Raw genomic sequence first — 20521 nt, 5'->3', positions numbered from 1 at the left:
CTAACCCTTGAAACAGACCGTTTATCCACGTTTTCACTGAGCCTGAATGGGGGTAAGGGCTAGTGATCAAAACGGCGCGCTGGGGCACCATTCTTACTACACCAACACGCTTTGCATGACGCAAGCACCCTGAGTCAACTAAGGAGTCTTGAGATGCGGTTTACCTCTATGTCCATTCGCTCGGTGACCCTTGCAGCTGCCATGCTGGCCATCGGCGCAGCAGCCCACGCCAACCTGACGATTCCCACCAACGCACTGGTGGCCAATTCGGTGCAGGCCTTCTCCACCGAAGCGACGGACGCGTTCGCCGCAGGCGGTGTGAACATCGCTGCTTTGGGCAATGCCACGAACCCTTCTGAAGGCAGCTACAGCTTCCCCATCACCTCGATCTCGATCGGCAGCGGCCTGAAGATCGCCGGTGGCCAGGCCAGCGGCTCGGCCCTGCAACTGACTCGTCAGGCCAAGGGTGCCGGCACCGTGGGCGTGACCATCGCCAACTTCACCATCAACTACAACACCAAGCAGGTGCTGGCCGACACCACCCCACTGGGTGGCACCACCACCAAGCAGGCCCCGCTGTACAACTTCAACACGGCCACGCCGCTGGGCATCAAGTACAAGTTCCCGCTGAGCATCACCGCGCACGAAGTGCTGGACCAATTGACCTTGACGCCTGAAATGAACGCCACCATGAAGTCGGCCCTCAAGCTGACGGCTGCCCTGGCTGCCGCCCTGGATTCGATCACCACCTTTGGCACGCTGACCCAGGACATCCTGGTGGCCTTCCGTCCGAAGCCCGTGTCGGCCAAGGCCTACGTGCCCGCTCCCTGATTGGCATTGCGCTTTGACCGATGGTCGCCATCGGTTCAGTGAGAAGCCCGCCCGTTCACACGGTGCGGGCTTCGTGTTTTCTGACGAGCCGCTGCACGTCAGCCGCACATGGTTCACATGCGGCCTCGTGTCGACGCCACATGCGCCCGCAGCCACTGCACCGCATCATGAGGCGAGCCCAGAAAACCCAATTGCTTGCGCCGGCTGTGCATCGAGCCTGCCTGGCGCATCGTGATCTCCATGGCGCCCAGGGCCACGGCCCTTGCACGTTGCGCCCAGGAGATATCGTAGTGATCGCCTTGATAGCGATGGCGTGGCTGCCCGATGGCATCGGCCATGGCATGCAACTCGGCCTCGGTATCGGCAATCATGTGACACAGCACATGCGGCCCTACCTGCGCGCGCATGTCATCAACGTACACGGTCACAACAATCCTTCAAAGAGAGAAAGCGCTTGCATCACTGTGCCTTGCCTTCAATGGCCATGACAAGATGTCGGGCAGCCCGCACCGCCTTCGTTGGATCACCGCACCTCATGCCGCCCCGCAAAGCCCGACACCATCACCACGTCTACGTTGTCGAGTTGGTCGACCAGGTGTGGAACGAACCCAGCTTTCGCAAGGCCAACCCCGATTACCAGCTGGGCAAGCCCTTTGTGTACGTGGGCATGACAGGGCTCGAACCGGACCTTCGTTTTGACCGGCACAAGGCGGGCATCCAGTCCAACCGTTTCGTGACTCGGTATGGCATGCGCCTGCTGCCGCACCTGTACGAGGTCTTCAACCCCATGCCCTATGAAGCCGCCCGGGACATGGAGGTCGAGCTGGCCATCGGCCTGCGCGAAGAGGGTTATGGCGTGTGGCAGGCCTGACGCGCACCCAGCATGGACGCCATCGACAGCGGGCTGGTGTACGTCACCTGCTTGGGCATGCGCACGGCGGCCGTGCGCCGCTGGCCGTGCCGATCGGTGTAAAGCACCTTGAACAGATAGCAAGGCCCCTCGGCGTCTGACAAGGCGATCTCGGTGATGTGGTCGAGCGGCACTTGCCACTGCTTTGCGGCCAGCCTCGCGCCTTCTTCTGCGGCGGCGCGCCATTGCGTGTCATCTGGTTGGGCTGTTTTCCTATTGCCAGATGGTGCGTGGGTCGTTGCGTGCGTGCTGGTGTGGCCGGGATGAAGGGGATGACGATCAGGCATCCCTGAGACATCGGCAAGGCCGCCGCTGCACTTGAGCGCGAAGCTGGGCATCGTCGTTTCTTTCAACGTGAACACCTGAACAGGATTCACTGGGTCAATACAACTGACGACAACCAGCCAAGTGCTGTGGGCGATGGTTAGTCGCTGAATTCGGCCTTACGTTTTGATGTGAAGCACCAGAGCGCGCGCGCCGTGCACGCTTCAGGCTCTGACAATGGTGCGTCGCTTGGGTTTTACGGTGACCACGACGGCTGACCGCTGTTCTGCTGATGGCTGGCGCGCGATGGGCGCCGAACGGATGTCGGGCCTGGCTGAACGCAGCAGTGCCTGAATCCTGCTGGTGTTGAGGGGTTGGCGCATGTCGCCATTCACCTGCAGGAACGCGCCGCCCTCGTCTTTGGCCAGCGCGCCGATTTCGATGCCGCGCCGGATGACGCCCAGGTACTCAAGGTCAAGGCGTTCAAATGCAAACTTGCGCCAGCCATCGCCAAGCGTGATCTGTTCGTTGTTGGTCTTTCGGGCCTTCAAGGTTCATTCCCATGTTCAGTGCAAAACCCTGTTCTTATGGCTACATGGTGGCTACATGACGCTGTGTAGCCACAAAACAAAAAGCCACCCTGTGGGTGGCTTCTGCGCCTAAGTGCTTGATGCACAAGGCTTTATTCTGGTGGCGCTTCAGGGATTCGAACCCCGGACCTGCGGATTATGATTCCGTCGCTCTAACCGGCTGAGCTAAAGCGCCATCGAGACCAAGATTCTATGACAGATTTTTGGCCTTGTGCAAGCCCGGGCAAAAAAATTCAATCAAACCGGCCCACCTCTTGAAATCGTGCACGATGTCCCCCACATGTCAGGCGCTGCCCTGACGCGGCCTCCGCGCGGGCCTGTGTGTTTTCCAAAAGCCACCTTTTCACTGCAACCCAACGTTTGCCAAAAGAACACGCCATGACCAAGCAAACCCACACCTTCCAGGCCGAGGTCAAGCAACTGCTGCACCTCGTGACGCACTCGCTGTACTCCAACAAGGAAATCTTCCTGCGCGAGCTGATCTCCAATGCCTCGGACGCCTGTGACAAGCTGCGCTTTGAAGCGCTGGACAACAGCGGCCTGTATGAGGATGCCCCCAATCTGGAAGTGCGCATCCTGGTCGACAAGGCCAACAAGACGCTGACCATCCGCGACAACGGGATCGGCATGAGTGCCGCCGAGGCCATTGACCACCTGGGCACCATCGCCAAGTCGGGCACCAAGGAGTTCATGGGCCGCCTCTCGGGCGATCAGCAGAAGGACGCCCAGCTCATCGGCCAGTTCGGCGTGGGCTTCTACAGCGGCTACATCGTGGCCGACCGCATCACCGTGGAATCCCGTCGCGCCGGCCTGCCCGCCAGCGAAGGCGTGCGCTGGAGCAGCGAGGGCACGGGTGACTTCGAGGTCGACGCCATCGACAAGCCCACCCGCGGCACCGACATCATCCTGCACCTGCGCGACGGCGAAGAAGAGTTCCTCTCGAACTGGAAGCTGCGCAGCATCATCGGCAAATACTCCGACCACATCTCCCTGCCCATCCTGATGCAGAAGGAAGAGTGGGACGCAGAGAAGGGCGAGCAAGTCACCAAGGACGAGTGGGAAACCGTCAACCAGGCCGCCGCCCTGTGGAGCCGTTCCAAGAGCGACATTTCTGAGGAGCAGTACAACGAGTTCTACAAGCAGATCAGCCACGACAGCGAAGCCCCGCTGGCCTACACGCACAACCGCGTCGAAGGCCGCAGCGAATACACGCAACTGCTGTACGTGCCCGCCAAGGCGCCCTATGACCTGTGGAACCGCGACAAGCGCGGTGGTCTCAAGCTCTACGTCAAGCGCGTCTTCATCATGGACGATGCCGAGGCCCTGCTGCCCAGCTACCTGCGCTTCGTCAAGGGCGTGGTCGACAGTGCGGACCTGCCCCTGAACGTCAGCCGCGAGATCCTGCAAGAGAGCCGCGACGTCAAGGCCATCCGCGAGGGTTGCACCAAGCGCATCCTGTCCATGCTGGAAGACATGGCCCACAACGATGATGCCGCCATGCGCGACAAGTACGCCGCGTTCTGGAAGGAGTTCGGCACGGTGCTGAAAGAAGGCATCGGTGAGGACTTCGCCAACCGCGAGCGCCTGGCCAAGCTGTTCCGCTTTGCCTCCACGCATGCCGACGAGAACGTGTCCCTGGCCGATTACGTCAGCCGCATGAAGGAAGGCCAGGAGGCCATCTACGTGATCACGGCCGATTCACTGGCCGCCGCCAAGAACAGCCCGCAGCTTGAGATCTTCAAGAAGAAGGGCATCGAGGTGCTGCTGCTGACCGACCGCGTCGACGAGTGGCTGCTGTCGCACCTGTACGAGTTCGAAGGCAAGCCGCTGCAAAGCGTGGCCAAGGGCGCCGTGGACCTGGGCAAGCTGCAAGACGAAGCCGAAAAGAAGAAGGCCGAAGAAGCCGCCGAGCACCTCAAGCCCCTGCTGGAGCGCCTGCAGGCTTCGCTCAAGGACGTGGCCAAGGAAGTGCGCGTCACCACGCGCCTGGTGGATTCACCGGCTTGCCTGGTCACCGGCGAGGGCGATGTCTCTGGCCACCTGGCGCGCCTGCTCAAGCAAGCCGGCCAGAACGCACCCGAGACCAAGCCCACGCTGGAGATCAACCCCGAGCACGCCCTGGTCAAGAAGCTGGATACCAGCGAGCACTTTGATGACCTGGCCCACATCCTGTTCGACCAGGCCCTGCTGGCCGAAGGTGGGCAGCTGGAAGACCCGGCCGCTTACGTGCGCCGCGTCAATGCCTTGCTGGTGACCGCGGCAGTCTGATCAGGGCATCAACCGCGCTGGTGGGCCATCTTGGGGTGGTGGCCCACGCCCTCGGCCTTGCTGGCCTCATCCTCCGAAGATGCGGCGTGCGTGATGCCGTCAAAGCGGCTGTCCATGGCAAAGAACGAGTCCTGCGCAAAGCTGGACTCTGCCCAGCGTGCGGCCCGTTCCGCGCGACGCTCCCTCAGCTTGCGGGCAAGCTGATCTCCCGCATCGTGCAGGCGCTCTGGCGAAAACTGGGCTTGTTCGGCGCTGGTGCCCATGGGCCCGAGGGCCCAGCCTGCCATCAGGTGGGCAGCGGGCCATTGCCCGGGCAGGCAGCGCACATAACGCACGCGGCAGGCGTCCAGCACGGCTTCCTTGAGCTTCTGGGATTTGCGGGTGGCCTTGCCGGGGTTGGTTTCAATGTCGATGACCGACACGACCACCCCGTTGGGCGAGCACACGGCCATGGACACGTGCAAGGCCTGCAGCCGGTCGTACCAGGCCTTGGCGTCACTGGTGTCGGCAGACTGGCAAAAACGCAGCAGGCTGACCTTGGCCAGAATGACGTGGTTGGGCAAGGCCGCACGCAATTCGCGGTAAAGCGCACGCTCATGCACGCTGAACAGCGGCCTGGCGTTCAGGTTCCATCGTGCTGGCCAGCGGCGGCGTGCAGCGCGGGTGGCGAACTGCTGCCAGGCGCGGCCCAGAAAGATGCCGCCAGCCAGGGCGGACAGCACAATGCCCCAGAAGATCGGATCGGACCCCATGTCACCCCCTAAACAAGTGTTGGGGATGTTACGGGGTTTTGTCACGAAAACAATCCCCAGGCGGAGGGGGCTTGATCAGGGGGCTCGCAGGGTCGTTAGTTTGGCGCGATCAGCATCTTCACCCAGTCGCTGATGTGCATCACGCGGTATTTAACGCGGTAGATCACTTCTGCAGCCAGGGATTGCAGCGAGCTGTCCAGGTGCGTGCCCACGGTATCGGGCGGCAGTTTCAGCCAGGCTTCGGCATCCGGGCCGTCGCGTTCCACGATGGCGCCGGCCTTGGCGGCAATGCGCAGCATGGGCGCGTTCTCGGTCAGCGCATGGATCATCATGTGGCTGGCATGCTGGTTGCGCGCGTGGGTGATGGCGTGCATGAACAGGCGCATGCCCAGGCCTCGGCCACGCCCTTCGGGCAGCACCGACACGCCAAATTCCATGGCACGGCCCCGGGAGGAGTTATCACCGTTCGGGCCTTTGCCCGGCATGGCGGCCAGGTGCGCCACGGCCACCAGTTGCAGCTTGCGGTTGAAGATGCCAAACACCTCGTCGCGCTTGAAGTCGATCGAGGCCACGTACTTGTGGAGCTGGTCGGATGTCACCGGCGAGCCAAAGCGCAGGTAGCGGTCGTGCTCGTCCAGGTGCAGCAGGTGATCCAGGATGCGGTGGCGGTGCCGCGCATGCAGGTCGCGGATGGGGATCCAGCCCTCGGGCGCGCTGGCCTTGGGTTGCGGCGTTCCCTGCGGGCGGATGGCCAGATCCTTGGCGCTCAGGCCGAACCTGTCTGGATGTTGATCATGTGGCTTCACTGCGGTCATGTCTGACCCCTTTCCGAACCCTCAGCGATGGTCTTTTTTCAGTATGCGCGAGCGCCTTGTCAGGCAAATGCAAGAGTAAGCGTACAAACCTAGGGTTACTACTTAATTTCGGCCACTATACAGGCAAGTGAAAGCCTGTGGTCTTTGCAGGTCTGATGTGCGTCAACTCTTGCACGGGCGCTGTAACTTTGTGCTGCCGGCCTGGCCCTCTTGCAGCCTGCGCCGAAAGCCGGCTATACTCGCGGATTCCCGACATGGTTGCCGGGAGGGTTGCGCTTGTAGCGCTGCCCGGGGCGGTTTGCGGTAGAGCCTGCGTTATTTTTGCAGGTGATGCGTGATCAGGGCCCTGTTGCCTGAGAGGCCACCACATCCTAAGAAGTGGCACCAAAGTCAGCAGTCAACCAGCTTTTACCACTTAGGAAATCTCATGAAGACCTTCAGCGCCAAACCGGCCGAGGTAGTGCACGAGTGGTTTGTGATCGACGCCACCGATAAGGTGCTCGGACGAGTAGCCAGCGAAGTTGCTCTCCGTCTGCGTGGAAAACACAAGGCCATCTACACGCCTCACGTAGACACCGGCGATTTCATCGTCATCGTCAACGCAGACAAGATTCGCGTCACTGGCACCAAAGCCAACGACAAGGTTTACTACCGTCACTCGGGCTTCCCCGGCGGCATCTACGCCACGAAGTTCAAGGACATGCAAGCCAAGCACCCTGGCCGCGCCATCGAAAAGGCCGTCAAGGGCATGCTGCCCAAGGGTCCCCTGGGCTACGCCATGATCAAGAAGCTGAAGGTCTACGCAGGTAGCGAGCATCCGCACGCCGCCCAGCAGCCCAAGGCCCTGGAAATCTAAGGAGCGGCCATATGATTGGTAACTGGAACTATGGCACCGGCCGTCGCAAGTCGTCCGTCGCTCGCGTCTTCATCAAGAAGGGCACTGGCCAGATCATCGTCAACGGTAAGCCTGTCGAACAATATTTCGGCCGTCAAACCTCGATCATGGTCGTCAAGCAACCTCTGGTGCTGACCAACAACGTCGAAGCTTTCGACGTCAAGGTCAACGTGCACGGTGGTGGCGAATCCGGTCAAGCTGGCGCTGTGCGCCACGGCGTGACCCGCGCTCTGATCGACTTCGACGCTGCGTTGAAGCCCGAACTGAGCCGCGCTGGTTTCGTGACCCGCGATGCCCGTGAGGTCGAACGTAAGAAGGTCGGTCTGCACGGCGCTCGTCGCAGGAAGCAGTTCAGCAAGCGCTGATCCTTCTCGTTCTGGCTGGCCGGTGTTTGTGCACCGGCTGCCCGAGCAAAAAGCCCGCCTCGGCATTGCCTGGCGGGCTTTTGCTTTGGTGGGCTTTGTTTTTGCGGCGCCTTGTTTGGGCAGTGCTCTTGGGCGGCGCTCAGGAAGCCTCTCAGAAAGCCTGATTGAAGCGCACGCCCATCGCCAGCTGCGAAGGCGCGCTGCCATCGTGATCCGGGTGCACGCGCAAGGCGGCCACGGCGCTCACCGAGGTGCTGGCGCTCAGGCGGGTCACATAGCGTGTTTCGGCGGTCCACTCGCGTGCGGTGGGCGACAGGTTCACGGTATGGGTGCCGTACACGGGGTCACCCGTGGCTTCATTCACGCCCGTGACCACGCTGTAGGTCAGGGTGCCGCTGCGCGCGCGCAAGGGGGCGTTCAGGGTGAAGCTCAGTCGGTCATCGGCGCGCCAGTTGTCCTGGCGGACCAGGCCGATGCCATAGCCATCTGCGCGCACATCGGTGCCGGCCATCAGCATGCCGCTGGCGCTGGGGGCGCCTGTGTGGGTGCGGCTCACGGCGCCAGTCAACATCCACTTGGCATTCAAGGCCCAGGCGCCACTCACGGTGATGCCGTTGGTGCCCGTCTGCTGGTTCAGGCCCAGCTGGCGCTTCGAGTAGCCGCCCAGCATGCCTTGTTCTGTCAACTGCCCGGCCGAGACGTTCAAGGCCTGCGTGCCGTTCTCGTAGCTCAGCTCCACCAGGTTCACATCACCTGCAGCCGCGTCATAAGCCTTGGAGCGCGCAGCTGCCACGCGGCCCGTCCAGTGGCGGCCCAAAGGCATGGCCATGGCCGCGAACTGGTGGCTGGGCGCAAAGCCCAGCAAGGGGTTGCCCAGCGCGCTGTCGGTGCCACTCAGTCGCGAGGCCAGGCTGGAGCCCATCAAGCCCAGGCTCATGCCGGACAGCCCGCCGTCGCCTGCGCTGAACGTCAGGCCAGAGGCCTGGCGCAGCATCACCACAGAGGCATCCGCGTGTTGCACGTGGTTCCAGGGCTCGCCGCTCTGGTTGTGGGCGCTCACCCGCAGCGATTGCTGCACCTCGGTCTGGCGCGATTGCAGCCGGGTCAACCTGCTGCCTGAACTCAGCACCTGCTCGGCGGCATCCAGCATGCGGTCGGGGCGGCCCAGCACGCTGTTGAGCGTCATCACGCTGCGCCCGCTCAGGGCCGCGCCTTCATCGCTGGTGTAGTTGCGGCCGTATTCGTCGAACACCTCGGTCTTGAGTCCCTGGAAGGCCGATGGGGTGCTCACGCTGGGGCGCGTGCTCATCACGCCTGATGTGTTCAGAGACACCGTCGTGCGGCCGCCATTGGCGGTGCGGTAGGTGTAGCTCCCAATGGGCGAGAGCGCCCGGTTCACATTGAGCATGCCGCGGCCGTAGACCGCGTCCACGCCGGGCGCACCCAGGTCGTCTGCCGTGTTGAGCATGATGGCCGCGACCTGGCTGGCGCGCAGGTACGGCCAGTAGCCCGTGATCAAGGCTGCCGCGCCCGATACGGCTGGTGCGGCCATGGAGGTGCCTGTCAGGTAGGCGTAGCCCGTGCCGTACGACGAGATGATGTTGACGCCGGGCGCGACCAGGTAGAACTGGGCCGTGTCGCCCGCCTTGTTCGAGAACGACGCCAGGCGCTTGTTGGCATCCACCGCGCCTACGACGATCATGGTGCCGTTGGTCCAGCTTTCCTTGGCATAGCGGCTGGGCCAGTTGGGGTTGCTGGCGCTGTCATTGCCAGCGGCGACCACCATCACGGCATTGTTGGCAGCGGCCACGGCGCGCAAGGAGGCATCACCCGTGGGGCTGGTGGCCCCCAGGCTGAGGTTGATCACGCGCGCGCCATTGGCGGCCGCATAGTCAATGCCGCGGTTGATGGCGGAGGCGGCAGCCGTGCCACCGTTGAACACCTTGATCATCAGCACGCTGGCTTCCGGCGCCACGCCGTACATGCCGGTGCCATTGCCCGGTGCAGCCAGGATGCCCGTGGTGTGCGTGCCGTGGTTGAGGTTGTCGGCGATGTCGCTGCTGCCGTCCACCGCGTTGTAGCCGCGCAGGATGCGGCTGTTGTTGCTGAATTCGGGGTTGGCCAGGTTCAGGCCGGTATCCAGCATGGCCACGATCACCCCTTCACCCAGGATGCCCTGGTTGTGGATGTTGCGCATGCCCAGCTGGTTCACCGTGGTGGACCAGTTGTATTCGCTCGTCGTTGGCGCAAAGGTTTGGGCGGCAGTCAGTTGGCACGCACTGGCCAGTGCCGTCATGAGGAAGAGGTGGTGAAGTTTGCGCATGGCCGACAGCGAAGTTGATGACGGTGGAGAAGGGGCCACCGATCCCGTGGCTGCCATGGTTTCGGATGTCGGAAGCGGAACTTGATCAATTGACGTGAAGGAATGCACACTGCACGACACTTTGTGATCGATGTCACAACTGAGCGGGCAAACAAGCTGGTCTTTCCATGGCAGTTACATGGATCAGGCCCAGGATCGGGCGAGAAGCCGCCGCGCATCCCTAAAATGGCGGCTTTCCCCGATCGGGACGTACCAAGAGGATTTCAGATGATCAAAGTCGGCATCGTGGGTGGCACGGGCTATACCGGTGTGGAATTGCTGCGCTTGCTGGCCCGGCACCCCCAGGTCCAGTTGCAGGCCATTACCTCTCGCAAGGAAGCTGGCATGCCCGTGGCGGACATGTACCCCAGCCTGCGAGGCCATGTCGACCTGGCCTTCGTGACGCCTGACGATGCCAAGCTCACCGAGTGCAATGTCGTCTTCTTCGCGACGCCGCATGGTGTCGCCATGGCCCAGGCACGCGAGCTGCTCAATGCCGGTGTCAAGGTGATCGACCTGGCCGCAGACTTCCGCCTGAAGGACACCGCCGTGTTCGAGCAGTGGTACGGCATGCCTCACAGCTGCCCCGACCTGCTGGAAGAGGCCGTGTATGGCCTGCCCGAGCTCAACCGCGAAGCCATCAAGAAGGCCCGCATCATCGGCAACCCGGGCTGTTACCCCACCTCGGTGCAGCTGGGTCTGGCGCCGTTGCTCAAGCACAAACTGGTCGAGCCCACGCACCTGATCGCCAACTGCGCTTCGGGCGTGTCGGGCGCGGGCCGCAAGGCCGAGGTGCACACCTTGCTGGCCGAAGCGTCGGACAACTTCAAGGCCTATGGTGTCAAGGGCCACCGCCATGGCCCCGAGATCAACCAGCAGTTGCGCGCCATCGCGGGCGACAGCTCGGTCAACTGCCTGTTTGTGCCACACCTGCTGCCCATCATCCGCGGTATCCACTCCACGCTGTACGGCCGACTCACGCCCGAGGGGCAGGCGGCTGATCTTCAGGCGATTTTCGAAGCCCACTACAAGGGTGAGCGCTTTGTGGACGTGCTGCCGGCCGGTAGTGCACCCGAAACCCGCAGCGTGCGCGCCAGCAATACCGTGCGCATCGCGGTACACAAGCCCGAGCCCGACACCGTCATGGTGCTGGTGGTGGAAGACAACCTCACCAAGGGCGCCTCGGGCCAGGCCGTGCAGTGCATGAACCTGATGTTTGGCCTGGATGAGCAGATGGGGCTGGATCTGGTTCCGGTTCTGCCCTGATGCGCTGGCGGCTGATCCGGCGGCGCCTGTCGATCGCGTCGCCGCGCATGGCGGTGCGCAGCCACATGGCCTGGCCTTTGCGCTGGGCCGTGGCGGCGTTGATGCTGGGTTTCTCTGCCGCGCTGGCCTTGTGGGCTTTCGAGTTCGGCCGCAACATCGCCGGGCTCAATCAGGATGGTCGCAAGTCGGCGGATCAGGTGGTGCAGCTGCGCCAGCAACTCGATGATGCAAAGCGTGACCGCGATGCGGCGCAGGCCGTGGCCAATTCTGCGGACAGCCTGCTCAAGGCCGAGCGCGTGACCCAGCAACGCCTGGCCGAACAGGTCAAGTCACTCGAAACCGAGAACCTCGCACTCAAGGATGACCTGGGCTTTTTTGAGCGCCTGCTGCCGGCCAGTGGCAACGGCCTGTCTGTGCGAGGCTTGCAGGTCGAAACCTCTGCGCCCGGGCAGCTTCGTTTCCAGTTGCTGATCATGCAGCAGGGCGGGCGCAACCAGCCTGAGTTCAAGGGGCGCGTCGAGTTGCTGCTCAGCGGCACGCGTGATGGGCGCCCCTGGGCCGATAGCGCGCCGGCCTTCACGCAGGCTTTGGCTTTCAAGCAGTACCGCCGCGTCGAAGACCAGTTGAGCCTGCCCGCCAACAGCGTGGTCAGGCAGGTGCAGGTGCGCGTGCTGGATGAGGCCGGCCAGGTTCGCGCAGGGCAAGTTCAGGCACTTTGAACGCAATGAACGCAAGAGGCTTGAAGCTGCTTCATACTGTGAAAAACCTCCGCGTGAGGCATTGACCTGCGCGGGCAACCGTGTAACCTCGGGCCCCTCGCCCACCCCCTTTTGATGAGGAACCCGTGATGTTCGGCTGGAAGAAAACCCCTCCCATTCGCACCCTGATCGGCGAAGGCACCGTGATCTCGGGCGAGATCCGCTTCAGCGATGGCCTGCGCATTGACGGCGAAGTCCAGGGTAACGTGACCTCCACGGGCGACGCCCGCTCCCTGCTGGTCATCAGCGAAAAAGCCCGTGTCCATGGCAAGGTCAGGGCGGGGCATGTCATCATTAATGGGCTGATCGAAGGCCCTGTGATGGCCGAAGACCTGCTCGAATTGCAACCCAAGGCGCGCATCGTGGGTGATGTGCGCTACGAAGCCCTGGAAATGCACCAGGGCGCCACGATTGACGGCGAACTGCGCCCCTTGAAAACCGAAGACAAACCTGCACTTAAATTGGCAGCCAGCTCGAACAGCGGCGTGACCACGGTGCAACCTGTCATCGCGCAGTCGCAAAAGAATTGATTTTTGATCCCGGAGATTCACATGACCGTAGTTGCCCAAGCCCCTGCTGACACCTTTGCTGCAGACGTTCCGGCGCCCATCATCTTCACCGACGCTGCGGCGTCCAAGGTGGCCGAACTGGTCGCCGAAGAAGGCAACCCGGACCTGAAGCTGCGCGTGTTCGTGCAAGGTGGCGGCTGCTCGGGCTTCCAGTACGGTTTCACCTTCGACGAGTTGACCAACGAAGACGACACCAAGATGGAAAAGAACGGTGTCACGCTGTTGATCGACGCCATGAGCCTGCAGTACCTGGTCGGCGCCGAGATCGACTACAAGGACGACCTCGAAGGTGCCCAGTTCGTGATCCGCAACCCGAACGCCCAGACCACCTGCGGCTGCGGCTCCAGCTTCTCGGTCTGATCGAGCGTCAGGCTGTACAGCCTGAACTTGTCATCTAGCGGGCCGGGTAAAGCGCGCCCAGCACACGGGGCCCTCGCGCCCCGGTGACGGCTGGCACATTGCCGGCCAGTCGGTTGACATGGGTCCAGGCCAGCCAGGCGAAAGCCGCGGCCTCGACCTGCATCACATCCAGGCCGTGGGCATCTGATCTGCCCACGCGCACCCCCGGTAGTTGTTCGCCCAGGCGCCGCATCAGGTCGCCGTTGAGGGCACCTCCCCCGCACACCACCACTTCCGCTGCGTCTGGCGCGTGTTCACGCAAGGCCATGGCGGCGCTGCGTGCCGTCAGCTCGCACAAGGTGGCTTGCACATCGCGGGCAAGGTCTGCGTCGGCCAGCGGGCCATCGGTCAAGCCGTGCGGCGCCAGCCAGCGGTTGAGCCACTCGGCATTGAACAGATCTCGCCCGGTGCTTTTCGGTGGGGGCAGGCCGAAGAAGGGCTCTTGCAGGGCGTCACCCAGCCAGTCTTCCATCACGTTGCCCATGGCGCCAAACTCGCCGTTGGCGTCATAGGCGTGGCCCGTCTGCCATTGGCACCACATGTCCAGCAGGGCGTTGCCGGGGCCGCAATCAAAGCCCAGCGGAACTTGGTCTGGGCGCAGGATGCTCAGGTTGGCCATGCCGCCGATATTGAGCACGGCGACGGTCTGGTCCGGCGCACCGAAGATGGCCTGGTGAAAGGCCGGCACCAGCGGCGCACCCTGGCCGCCAGCCGCCACATCGCGGCTGCGGAAGTCGGACACCACGTCGATGCCGGTCATCTCGGCCAGCAGGGCGGGGTGGTTGAGCTGGATGGTGTAGCCCAGGTCGGGCCGGTGGCGCACGGTCTGCCCATGGGCGCCAATGGCCTGCACTTCGCTTGGCAGCACATCGGCTGCCGAGCAGATGGCCTGCACCACGGTGGCGTACAGCACCGCCAGCGCCTGCGAAGCCACGGCACTGCGGTGCAGTTCATCTTCGCCGGGTGTGTTCAGTTCCAGCAGCGCCTGGCGCAGCGTGGGCGGCAGGGGGCGGTGGGCATGCGCCAGCATCCGCCAGCTGTCTTGCTCGCGCTGCAGCAGCACGCCATCCACCCCATCGAGCGAAGTGCCCGACATCAGCCCGATGTACAGCTCAGAAAAAAGCCCGCCGGGGCGGGCCGAGGGGTTGAGGTTCAACCCCTGCGTCAACACGTCGGTGGACGTGCTCATTCGAATCGCGGGCCGGACTGTGCGCCAGCGGTCTGCCATTGGCCTGCGGCCTGTATGGTCTGGGCCACGTCGACCGTGCGCTGGCGGAACTGGGCCAGTGCCTGCGGCGACAGCACCTGGCTGTCAGAGGCACGCGCGATCGTCATCGGGTCCACCTGGTGGCCACTGAGCTTGAACTCGAAGTGCAGATGCGGGCCGGTTGCCCAGCCCGTGGCGCCCACAGCACCGATGCGTGCACCTTGCTCCACGTGCTGGCCCTTGCGGACGTCGATGCGGCTCAAGTGTGCGTACACCGTCATGCGGTTGCCGCTGTGCTGGATCTGAATCACATTGCCATAACCGTTTTGCTGGCCGGCAAAGCTCACCACGCCATCACCCACGGTGCGAACCGGCGTGCCGGTGGGCGCGCCAAAGTCCACGCCCAGGTGCGCGCGCCATTTCTGCAGGATCGGGTGGAAGCGCATGGCAAAGCCCGATGTCACCCGCGAGAAGGCCAGCGGCGAAGCCAGGAAAGAGCGAATCTTGCTGCGGCCATTGAGGTCGTAGTAAGCGCCTTTCTTGCCAGGCTCCTGGAACCAGATGGCGTCGTGGGTCTTGTCCTGGTTGATGAAGCGCGCTGCCAGCACACGGCCAGCCGAGCCGCCCCAGGTGATGGGTTCGCCATCGGCCGTGTGGGCCTCGTACAGCACGCTGAAGGCATCGCCCTTGCGCAATTCGCGGCGGAAATCGATGTCGTTGCCGAAGATTTCAGCCAGCTGGTTGGTGACGCCATCGGGCACATGTGCGTCGTCAGCGGCGGCGTACAGGGAGGACTGGATGGTGCCCGAAGCCAGTTGCGGCACGGTCTCCAGGGGCACCAGTTCCTTGCGCACATCCCAGCGGGCCGGGCTGTTGCCCTGGGCCTTCACGCGCGTGATGGTCAGGCGACTGAAGTGGGTGTCCAGGTCATTGACCGAGTCGGCTGGGCCGCGCACGATCAATTCCTGCAACTGGCCATCTTCCACCGAAGCCTTGACCGACTTGCCGGTGCGGCCCTGCAGGATGGTGCCGGCCACCGGGTCATTGCGGATGAACTGGGCCGTGTCCATGTCGTCCACACCCAGGCGGGCCAGCAGGCTGTCCACCGTGTCCGCCGGGCGCGTCACGTCGCTGCGGTACAGCGTCAGCGTCTGGGCATCCAGGTTCGACAGCTGAACAGGCAGCTCCGGCACGGCGACGGTTTCATGGATCTGCGCAATCTGAGGTTGCGCACCTTGGGGGAGGGCTGTCAGCGGGGCCACACCAAACGCCGCAACGGCCGAACCGGCCAGAAGGGCCACCACGGCGGCGCTGACGCGGCGGGGGTGACGGTGAGCGGCGGCTTGAAAAGACTGCGCGCCGGCCTGCAATGCCTCAAGCAAGTTAGTTGCTGTCAAAACTGAAATCCCATCCAGATGCGGTGGCGGGGGAAAGCTGCCCCTAAAATCAGCCCGCGTTGCACACATGGCACACGCCTGGGCGCCCACAATCTCCGGAGTATATCCCCCGGAATAGGGTGGTCCTCATGCTGATTTTCACCCATTGGTCCCCCATGTCTCATACCGAAAAAGCCCCGCAAAACCAGCCAGAACACCCTGTCACCGACCGTGTGCACGAGGCCCTGGCGGTCACCCGACGTGGGGTTGACGAACTGCTGCCCGAAGGCGACTGGATCAAGAAGCTGGCTCGGTCAGAAGCCACTGGCGTCCCGTTGCGCATCAAGCTGGGCCTGGACCCTACCGCCCCGGACATCCACCTGGGCCACACGGTCGTGCTCAACAAACTGCGCCAATTGCAGGATATCGGTCATACCGTGATTTTCTTGATCGGCGATTTCACATCGCTGATCGGCGACCCCTCCGGCCGCAACACCACGCGCCCACCGCTCACCGCCGAACAGATCAAGCTCAACGCCGAGACCTATTACAAGCAGGCCAGTCTGGTGCTGGACCCGGGCAAGACCGAGATTCGCTACAACAGCGAATGGTGCGATGCCCTGGGCGCGCGCGGCATGATCCAGCTCGCCAGCCGCTACACCGTGGCCCGCATGATGGAGCGCAACGACTTCCATGACCGCTTCCATGCCGGGACCTCGATCAGCGTGCACGAGTTCCTCTACCCGCTGATGCAGGGCTATGACTCGGTCGCGCTCAAGTCCGACCTGGAGCTGGGCGGCACCGACCAGAAGTTCAACCTGCTGATGGGGCGCCATCTGCAGGCCGAGTATGGCCAGGAGCCCCAGTGCATCCTGACCATGCCCTTGCTGGAAGGCCTGGACGGCGTCGAGAAGATGTCCAAGTCCAAGAACAACTACATCGGCATCAGCGAAGCGCCCAACGAGATGTTCGGCAAGCTCATGAGCATCAGCGACGACCTGATGTGGAAGTACTTCACCCTGCTGAGCTTCCGCCCCATGGATGACATCGCGCGCCTCAAGGCCGAATGCGCGGCTGGCCGCAACCCGCGCGACGCCAAGGTCATGCTGGGCCAGGAAATCGTGGCGCGCTTCCACAGCGTGCAGGCCTCTGAAGACGCGCTGGTGGATTTCGTCAACCGATCCAAGGGTGGCGTGCCCGACGACATTCCTGAAGTGACGCTGACCTTGCCCGAGGGCGGGCTGGCCATTGGCCAGTTGCTCAAGCAGGCGGGCCTGGTGCCTTCCACCAGCGAAGCGCTGCGCATGATCGACCAGGGTGGCGTGCGCATCGACGGCACGCCCGTCAGCGACCGCGGCCTCAAGCTGGGGCAGGGCGTTTGCGTCGTGCAGGTCGGCAAACGCAAATTTGCCAAAGTGACCTTGCAGGGCTGATTTCACCCATCTCGGGGGTAACCCCCCCACCTGAACAAGGGGGTGAGTTCCCCACTCTTTGGCGACCCTGCGCATTAGTTCACACCAGGTAGAGCGACCCACCGTTGTGCCCCATCTGAGCGGCCGATAAGCTTCGTAACAACAGAGATCGAAAGATCGATGCAGTCAAAGGAAGTTACCGGACGCCAGTTGATTGCAAGCCAGTTTGTGTTGCAAAAGGTCCGTTACCCTGAGTGGAGATCAATATGAAATTTGCCTTGAAGAGTATCGTCGCCGCCACCGCCTTCGTTGCAGCCGGCATGGCCAGCGCCGCCAGCGTGACCGTCCCCGCCAACACGGCCTACAACGGCCTGAGCTTTTCGGGGGCGGGCTCCTTGTCCTTCAGCGCTGACCTGCTGGGCGCGCTGGACACCGGCAAGGTCTCCGTTGCCGGCTACGGTGCGGCTACTGCCACCGTGACCAAGGACTCCGATGGCTATTACACCCAGGTTTCGGCTGCGGCACCGATCACCGCCCTGACCATCGACTCCTCGACCTATAACGTGATGAGTGCGGCCACCTCTGGCGGCGCCACCCAGACCGCCCCCGTGCTCAAGAGCGTGTCCAGCGGCGGCTCGCTGACCGTGACCGACCTGAACGTCGACCTGGCCAACAAGAAGGTCTACGCCACCATCATCGGCGGCAACGGCGTGGGTACCCTGAACAACTTCTACCTGTGGGACATCGGCAGCATCACCGGCGCCACCAGTGTCACTGGCGCGGGTTCGTTCACCACCACGATGACCGGCCTTTCCATCACCTCGGCGGGCTTCAACACCTTTGTGCAATCTCTGGGGCTGCTGAACCTGGGCAAGAGCGCCCTGTCTGGCGTGACGGACTTCGGCACCATCACCTCCACGATCGTCGCCAAGAACGTCGCGGTCGTGCCCGAGCCCTCTACCTACGCGCTGATGGCGCTTGGCTTGGTCGGCATGGGTGTGGTGGCCCGCCGCCGCAAGTAACGGCGCTGTATCAGGGGTTGCCAACCCCGCTCAAAGGGTTACATGTGCAAGCCGCTCTGGTCGAAAGGCCAGGCGGCTTTTTTCGCGACAAGTCTGGCGCGCATACGCCCTCTCTCCTAGGGGCGATTTCAACCTGTCTCGGGGGTAACCCCTACACCCGAATGCGGGGGAATCCGGTCGGAACTGGTGTTTTCCTGACCCTTCGTGTACGTGTTTGAGGGGCAACAGCCGTTGTGTCCGTGAACTATTGCCCGGTATGCTTGTGACGAACAGACATCGAAAGACCAGTCTGTGCTCGTCAAAGGAAGACGCGGATGCCTTCTGACAGCTGAGAAGTTTCAAAGGGCCGCTTTAAAGTGGAGAAAAGACATGAAATTTGCAATGAAGAGCATCGTCGCTGCTGCAGCATTTGTGGCAGTTGGCGTTGCCAGCGCCGCCAGCGTGACCGTTCCCGTGGGCACGGTCTACAACGGCCTGTCCTTCACCGGTTCTGGCTCGCTGTCGTTCAGCGCTGACCTGCTGGGCGCTCTGGACACCGGGAAGGTTTCCGTGGCTGGCTACGGTGCTGCTACCGCTACCGTTCTGAAGGACTCTGACGGTTTCTACACCGAGGCTTCTGCTTCGGCTCCGATCACCGCTCTGACCATCGACACCGCCACGAACGCCGTTCTGTCTGCTGCTACCACCGGTGGCGCTACCCAGACCGCTCCTGTGCTGAAGAGCGTGTCCAGCGGCGGTTCGCTGACCGTGACCGACCTGAACGTTGACCTGGCCAACAAGAAGGTCTACGCCACGATCATCGGCGGCAACGGCGTGGGCACCCTGAACAACTTCTACCTGTGGGACATCGGTTCCATCACTGGCGACACCACGGTTGCTGGTGCTGGCACCTACACCACGACGCTGACTGGCCTGTCGATCACCACCGACGGTTTCAACAAGTTCGTGACGTCCCTGGGGCTGCTGAACCTGGGCAAGTCGGCTCTGATGGGCGTGACTGACTTCGGTACGATCACTTCCACGATCACCGCTGTGCCTGAGCCTTCGAGCTACGCTCTGATGGGCCTGGGCTTGGCTGGTATGGGCCTGGTGGCTCGTCGCCGCGCCAAGTAATTGGTCGTCTGAATCAGGGTGTACCTCGTGCATCCTGATTTCAGTCAAGAGCCGCTCACGCTCTGCGCCGAGCGGCTTTTTCTTTGGTGTTGTGGTTAGATATTTACATCAATTGACTTTTGCAGCCCGGCTGGTACAAAGTCACAGATTCCGCCTGTCCAGGCTATTTGATCAAAATTGTTGCCACCGTCGCGGTGGGTGTGGTTAATTGAGGAGACGACATGAAATTTTCAGCCTTGTCGCGAACGGGGTTCGCGGTGGCTTTGTCTGCAGTGCTGGCTTCGATGGTGGCTCCGGCTCAAGCCGAGACTGTGGACAGTATTTTCGCGAAGGTGTCGCCCTCGGTTCGTGATCGGATGTTTTTCCGGTTGAATTACATCCGCGCGAATGTAAAAACAACCTCTGGCAATACTTATGATGTAACGGGCCCCGTTGTTGCGACAGATGAAATCAAGAATCGACTTGGTTCGGGTAATCCAACTTTTACCTCCAGCAACGGGATTAGTAAGAATCAGTTTAATACGCTGAATACAAGTCTGTTTAGTCAAATTCCTGGAGTGGGTGCAATTCCTGATGATGTTGCCTCGGGCTATACCTGTGAGGCTAGTGGGATAGGAACCCCCTGTGGAATCAAGGCGCGCGGGCAAGCCATGGTTGGTACCCCAGCCGTTTCCGTTGGGTATTATCTGGATGATGAGCTTAGCTGGGTGCTCGAAGCCTATGTGTTGGCTGCGCCACTCAAAGTTGATATCTACGGTGATGGTGCAAATCACCTCAATGGTCAAAAAATCGTTAGTTTAAAAATGTTGCCACCTACGGCGGTGTTGGGGCGATATTTCGGGGCAGCAAAAGATCAAATTCGACCATTCTTGGGATTTGGTGCTTCCTATGCGATGTTTTTTGATGCTAGAGCCACCGATTATTTGAATGCATATCAAGGAGGGGCGAGCGCAGGAGATACGACGGTTACGGTTGAGAACGTGCTGGGTTGGGGGCCTTTCTTGGGCTTGAAGGCTAATATTGATGAATCATGGCATGCTAGTATCAGCGTCGGTAAGCTTCGATACAAAACGGATGCGACGCTGACTACTCGTAATACAACTATTACGAGCGGCTCTGATGTTTTGAAGGATTACGGTCCAAGGTTGGCCTACACCATCGAAAATAGTCCTGTGTCTACTACAGCCTTGATGTGCGACCTCGCTAAGCAGAAATTTGGCAATAGTACCTGTAATCTTGGGACTTACGTGCGGAAGACGTCGACCACTTTGGATAACACGCTGTTTACCTTTGGCGTGGGACGATCTTTCTGATCGTGCCTTGTATTTTCTAATTTTTCAAGGACGT

At 62.0% G+C, this 20521-nt stretch carries 21 protein-coding genes and 1 tRNA gene; 13 read left to right on the top strand and 9 right to left on the bottom strand.

Going from position 1 to position 20521, the window contains the following annotated elements; all coding sequences use genetic code 11:
- Positions 1–153 precede the first annotated feature (153 nt).
- Complete coding sequence (locus JY96_RS06860) at positions 154–831, top strand: hypothetical protein (RefSeq protein WP_152606385.1); 678 nt, start codon at positions 154–156, stop codon at positions 829–831.
- 113 nt (positions 832–944) lie between these two features.
- Here JY96_RS06860 and JY96_RS06855 read toward each other — a convergent pair whose 3' ends face one another.
- The gene (locus tag JY96_RS06855; RefSeq protein WP_035036078.1) at positions 945–1259 is read right to left on the bottom strand and encodes a DUF4031 domain-containing protein; all 315 of its coding nucleotides are present in this window, start codon (positions 1257–1259) and stop codon (positions 945–947) included.
- A 107-nt stretch (positions 1260–1366) separates the two neighbouring features.
- Here JY96_RS06855 and JY96_RS06850 point away from each other — a divergent pair, with 107 nt between their 5' ends.
- The gene (locus tag JY96_RS06850) at positions 1367–1702 is read left to right on the top strand and encodes a hypothetical protein (RefSeq protein WP_035036077.1); all 336 of its coding nucleotides are present in this window, start codon (positions 1367–1369) and stop codon (positions 1700–1702) included.
- Here JY96_RS06850 and JY96_RS23080 read toward each other — a convergent pair.
- The 3 genes from JY96_RS23080 to JY96_RS06835 form a co-directional block, all read right to left on the bottom strand.
- Positions 1681–1875, bottom strand: coding sequence for a hypothetical protein (locus JY96_RS23080; RefSeq protein ID WP_152606384.1), 195 nt, complete (start codon positions 1873–1875; stop codon positions 1681–1683). The genes JY96_RS06850 and JY96_RS23080 overlap by 22 nt on opposite strands.
- A 354-nt stretch (positions 1876–2229) precedes the next feature.
- The gene (locus JY96_RS06840) at positions 2230–2556 is read right to left on the bottom strand and encodes a hypothetical protein (RefSeq protein ID WP_035036073.1); all 327 of its coding nucleotides are present in this window, start codon (positions 2554–2556) and stop codon (positions 2230–2232) included.
- A gap of 137 nt (positions 2557–2693) precedes the next feature.
- Positions 2694–2770 (bottom strand) — tRNA-Met (locus tag JY96_RS06835).
- 203 nt (positions 2771–2973) lie between these two features.
- On the opposite strand from JY96_RS06835, the gene htpG reads away from it, so the two are divergent.
- Positions 2974–4863, top strand: coding sequence for a molecular chaperone HtpG (gene htpG / locus JY96_RS06830; protein WP_035036071.1), 1890 nt, complete (start codon positions 2974–2976; stop codon positions 4861–4863).
- An 8-nt stretch (positions 4864–4871) separates the two neighbouring features.
- Here the strand turns inward: htpG and JY96_RS22055 are convergent, their stop codons facing one another.
- Together JY96_RS22055 and JY96_RS06820 are read right to left on the bottom strand one after the other, a co-directional pair.
- Entirely contained in the window at positions 4872–5615 is a 744-nt protein-coding gene (locus JY96_RS22055) for a DUF2726 domain-containing protein (RefSeq protein ID WP_052162226.1), read from the bottom strand.
- A gap of 95 nt (positions 5616–5710) precedes the next feature.
- Positions 5711–6430 (bottom strand): GNAT family N-acetyltransferase, encoded by a 720-nt coding sequence (locus tag JY96_RS06820; RefSeq protein ID WP_052162225.1) that lies wholly within the window; start codon positions 6428–6430, stop codon positions 5711–5713.
- Positions 6431–6857: 427 nt separating this feature from the next.
- Here JY96_RS06820 and rplM point away from each other — a divergent pair, with 427 nt between their 5' ends.
- Positions 6858–7286 carry a 50S ribosomal protein L13 gene (gene rplM / locus JY96_RS06815; protein WP_035036069.1) on the top strand — a complete coding sequence of 143 codons (429 nt, stop codon included), beginning with the start codon at positions 6858–6860 and terminating at the stop codon, positions 7284–7286.
- Positions 7287–7297: 11 nt separating this feature from the next.
- Positions 7298–7690: a 30S ribosomal protein S9 gene (gene rpsI, locus JY96_RS06810; protein WP_035036067.1), complete on the top strand. Its 393-nt coding sequence runs from the start codon at positions 7298–7300 to the stop codon at positions 7688–7690.
- 151 nt (positions 7691–7841) lie between these two features.
- On the opposite strand, the gene JY96_RS06805 is transcribed toward rpsI, so the two are convergent.
- A complete protein-coding gene (locus JY96_RS06805; RefSeq protein WP_161784254.1) occupies positions 7842–10013 on the bottom strand; it encodes a S8 family peptidase in 2172 nt (723 codons plus the stop codon).
- Between the two features lie 267 nt (positions 10014–10280).
- On the opposite strand from JY96_RS06805, the gene argC reads away from it, so the two are divergent.
- From argC to erpA, 4 genes are all read left to right on the top strand, one after another.
- Entirely contained in the window at positions 10281–11318 is a 1038-nt protein-coding gene (gene argC / locus JY96_RS06800) for an N-acetyl-gamma-glutamyl-phosphate reductase (protein ID WP_035036065.1), read from the top strand.
- Positions 11318–12037: a DUF6776 family protein gene (locus tag JY96_RS06795; RefSeq protein WP_035036059.1), complete on the top strand. Its 720-nt coding sequence runs from the start codon at positions 11318–11320 to the stop codon at positions 12035–12037. Before argC ends, JY96_RS06795 begins: the two co-directional genes overlap by 1 nt.
- 128 nt (positions 12038–12165) lie before the next feature.
- Positions 12166–12606: a polymer-forming cytoskeletal protein gene (locus JY96_RS06790; RefSeq protein ID WP_052162224.1), complete on the top strand. Its 441-nt coding sequence runs from the start codon at positions 12166–12168 to the stop codon at positions 12604–12606.
- Between the two features lie 21 nt (positions 12607–12627).
- Complete coding sequence (gene erpA / locus JY96_RS06785; protein ID WP_035036057.1) at positions 12628–13005, top strand: iron-sulfur cluster insertion protein ErpA; 378 nt, start codon at positions 12628–12630, stop codon at positions 13003–13005.
- Between the two features lie 34 nt (positions 13006–13039).
- On the opposite strand, the gene JY96_RS06780 is transcribed toward erpA, so the two are convergent.
- Entirely contained in the window at positions 13040–14233 is a 1194-nt protein-coding gene (locus JY96_RS06780) for an anhydro-N-acetylmuramic acid kinase (RefSeq protein ID WP_081961098.1), read from the bottom strand.
- Entirely contained in the window at positions 14230–15633 is a 1404-nt protein-coding gene (locus JY96_RS06775; RefSeq protein ID WP_235333870.1) for a M23 family metallopeptidase, read from the bottom strand. Before JY96_RS06775 ends, JY96_RS06780 begins: the two co-directional genes overlap by 4 nt.
- A 170-nt stretch (positions 15634–15803) precedes the next feature.
- On the opposite strand from JY96_RS06775, the gene tyrS reads away from it, so the two are divergent.
- The 4 genes from tyrS to JY96_RS22790 all read left to right on the top strand — a co-directional run bounded on the left by tyrS (position 15804) and on the right by JY96_RS22790 (position 20487).
- The gene (gene tyrS, locus JY96_RS06770; RefSeq protein ID WP_035036052.1) at positions 15804–17060 is read left to right on the top strand and encodes a tyrosine--tRNA ligase; all 1257 of its coding nucleotides are present in this window, start codon (positions 15804–15806) and stop codon (positions 17058–17060) included.
- A 245-nt stretch (positions 17061–17305) separates the two neighbouring features.
- On the top strand, positions 17306–18061 hold the full coding sequence (locus JY96_RS06765; RefSeq protein ID WP_035036050.1) for a PEP-CTERM sorting domain-containing protein: 756 nt from the start codon (positions 17306–17308) through the stop codon (positions 18059–18061).
- Between the two features lie 369 nt (positions 18062–18430).
- Complete coding sequence (locus JY96_RS06760; protein WP_035036047.1) at positions 18431–19174, top strand: PEP-CTERM sorting domain-containing protein; 744 nt, start codon at positions 18431–18433, stop codon at positions 19172–19174.
- A 221-nt stretch (positions 19175–19395) separates the two neighbouring features.
- Positions 19396–20487: an OmpW family protein gene (locus JY96_RS22790; protein ID WP_081961096.1), complete on the top strand. Its 1092-nt coding sequence runs from the start codon at positions 19396–19398 to the stop codon at positions 20485–20487.
- Positions 20488–20521 lie beyond the last annotated feature (34 nt).

Origin of the sequence: Aquabacterium sp. NJ1, from assembly GCF_000768065.1 — a bacterium.
Lineage (GTDB): Bacteria > Pseudomonadota > Gammaproteobacteria > Burkholderiales > Burkholderiaceae_C > Aquabacterium.
Note: the sequence above shows the minus strand (reverse complement) of the source record. Positions and strands in the feature narration are given on the sequence as shown.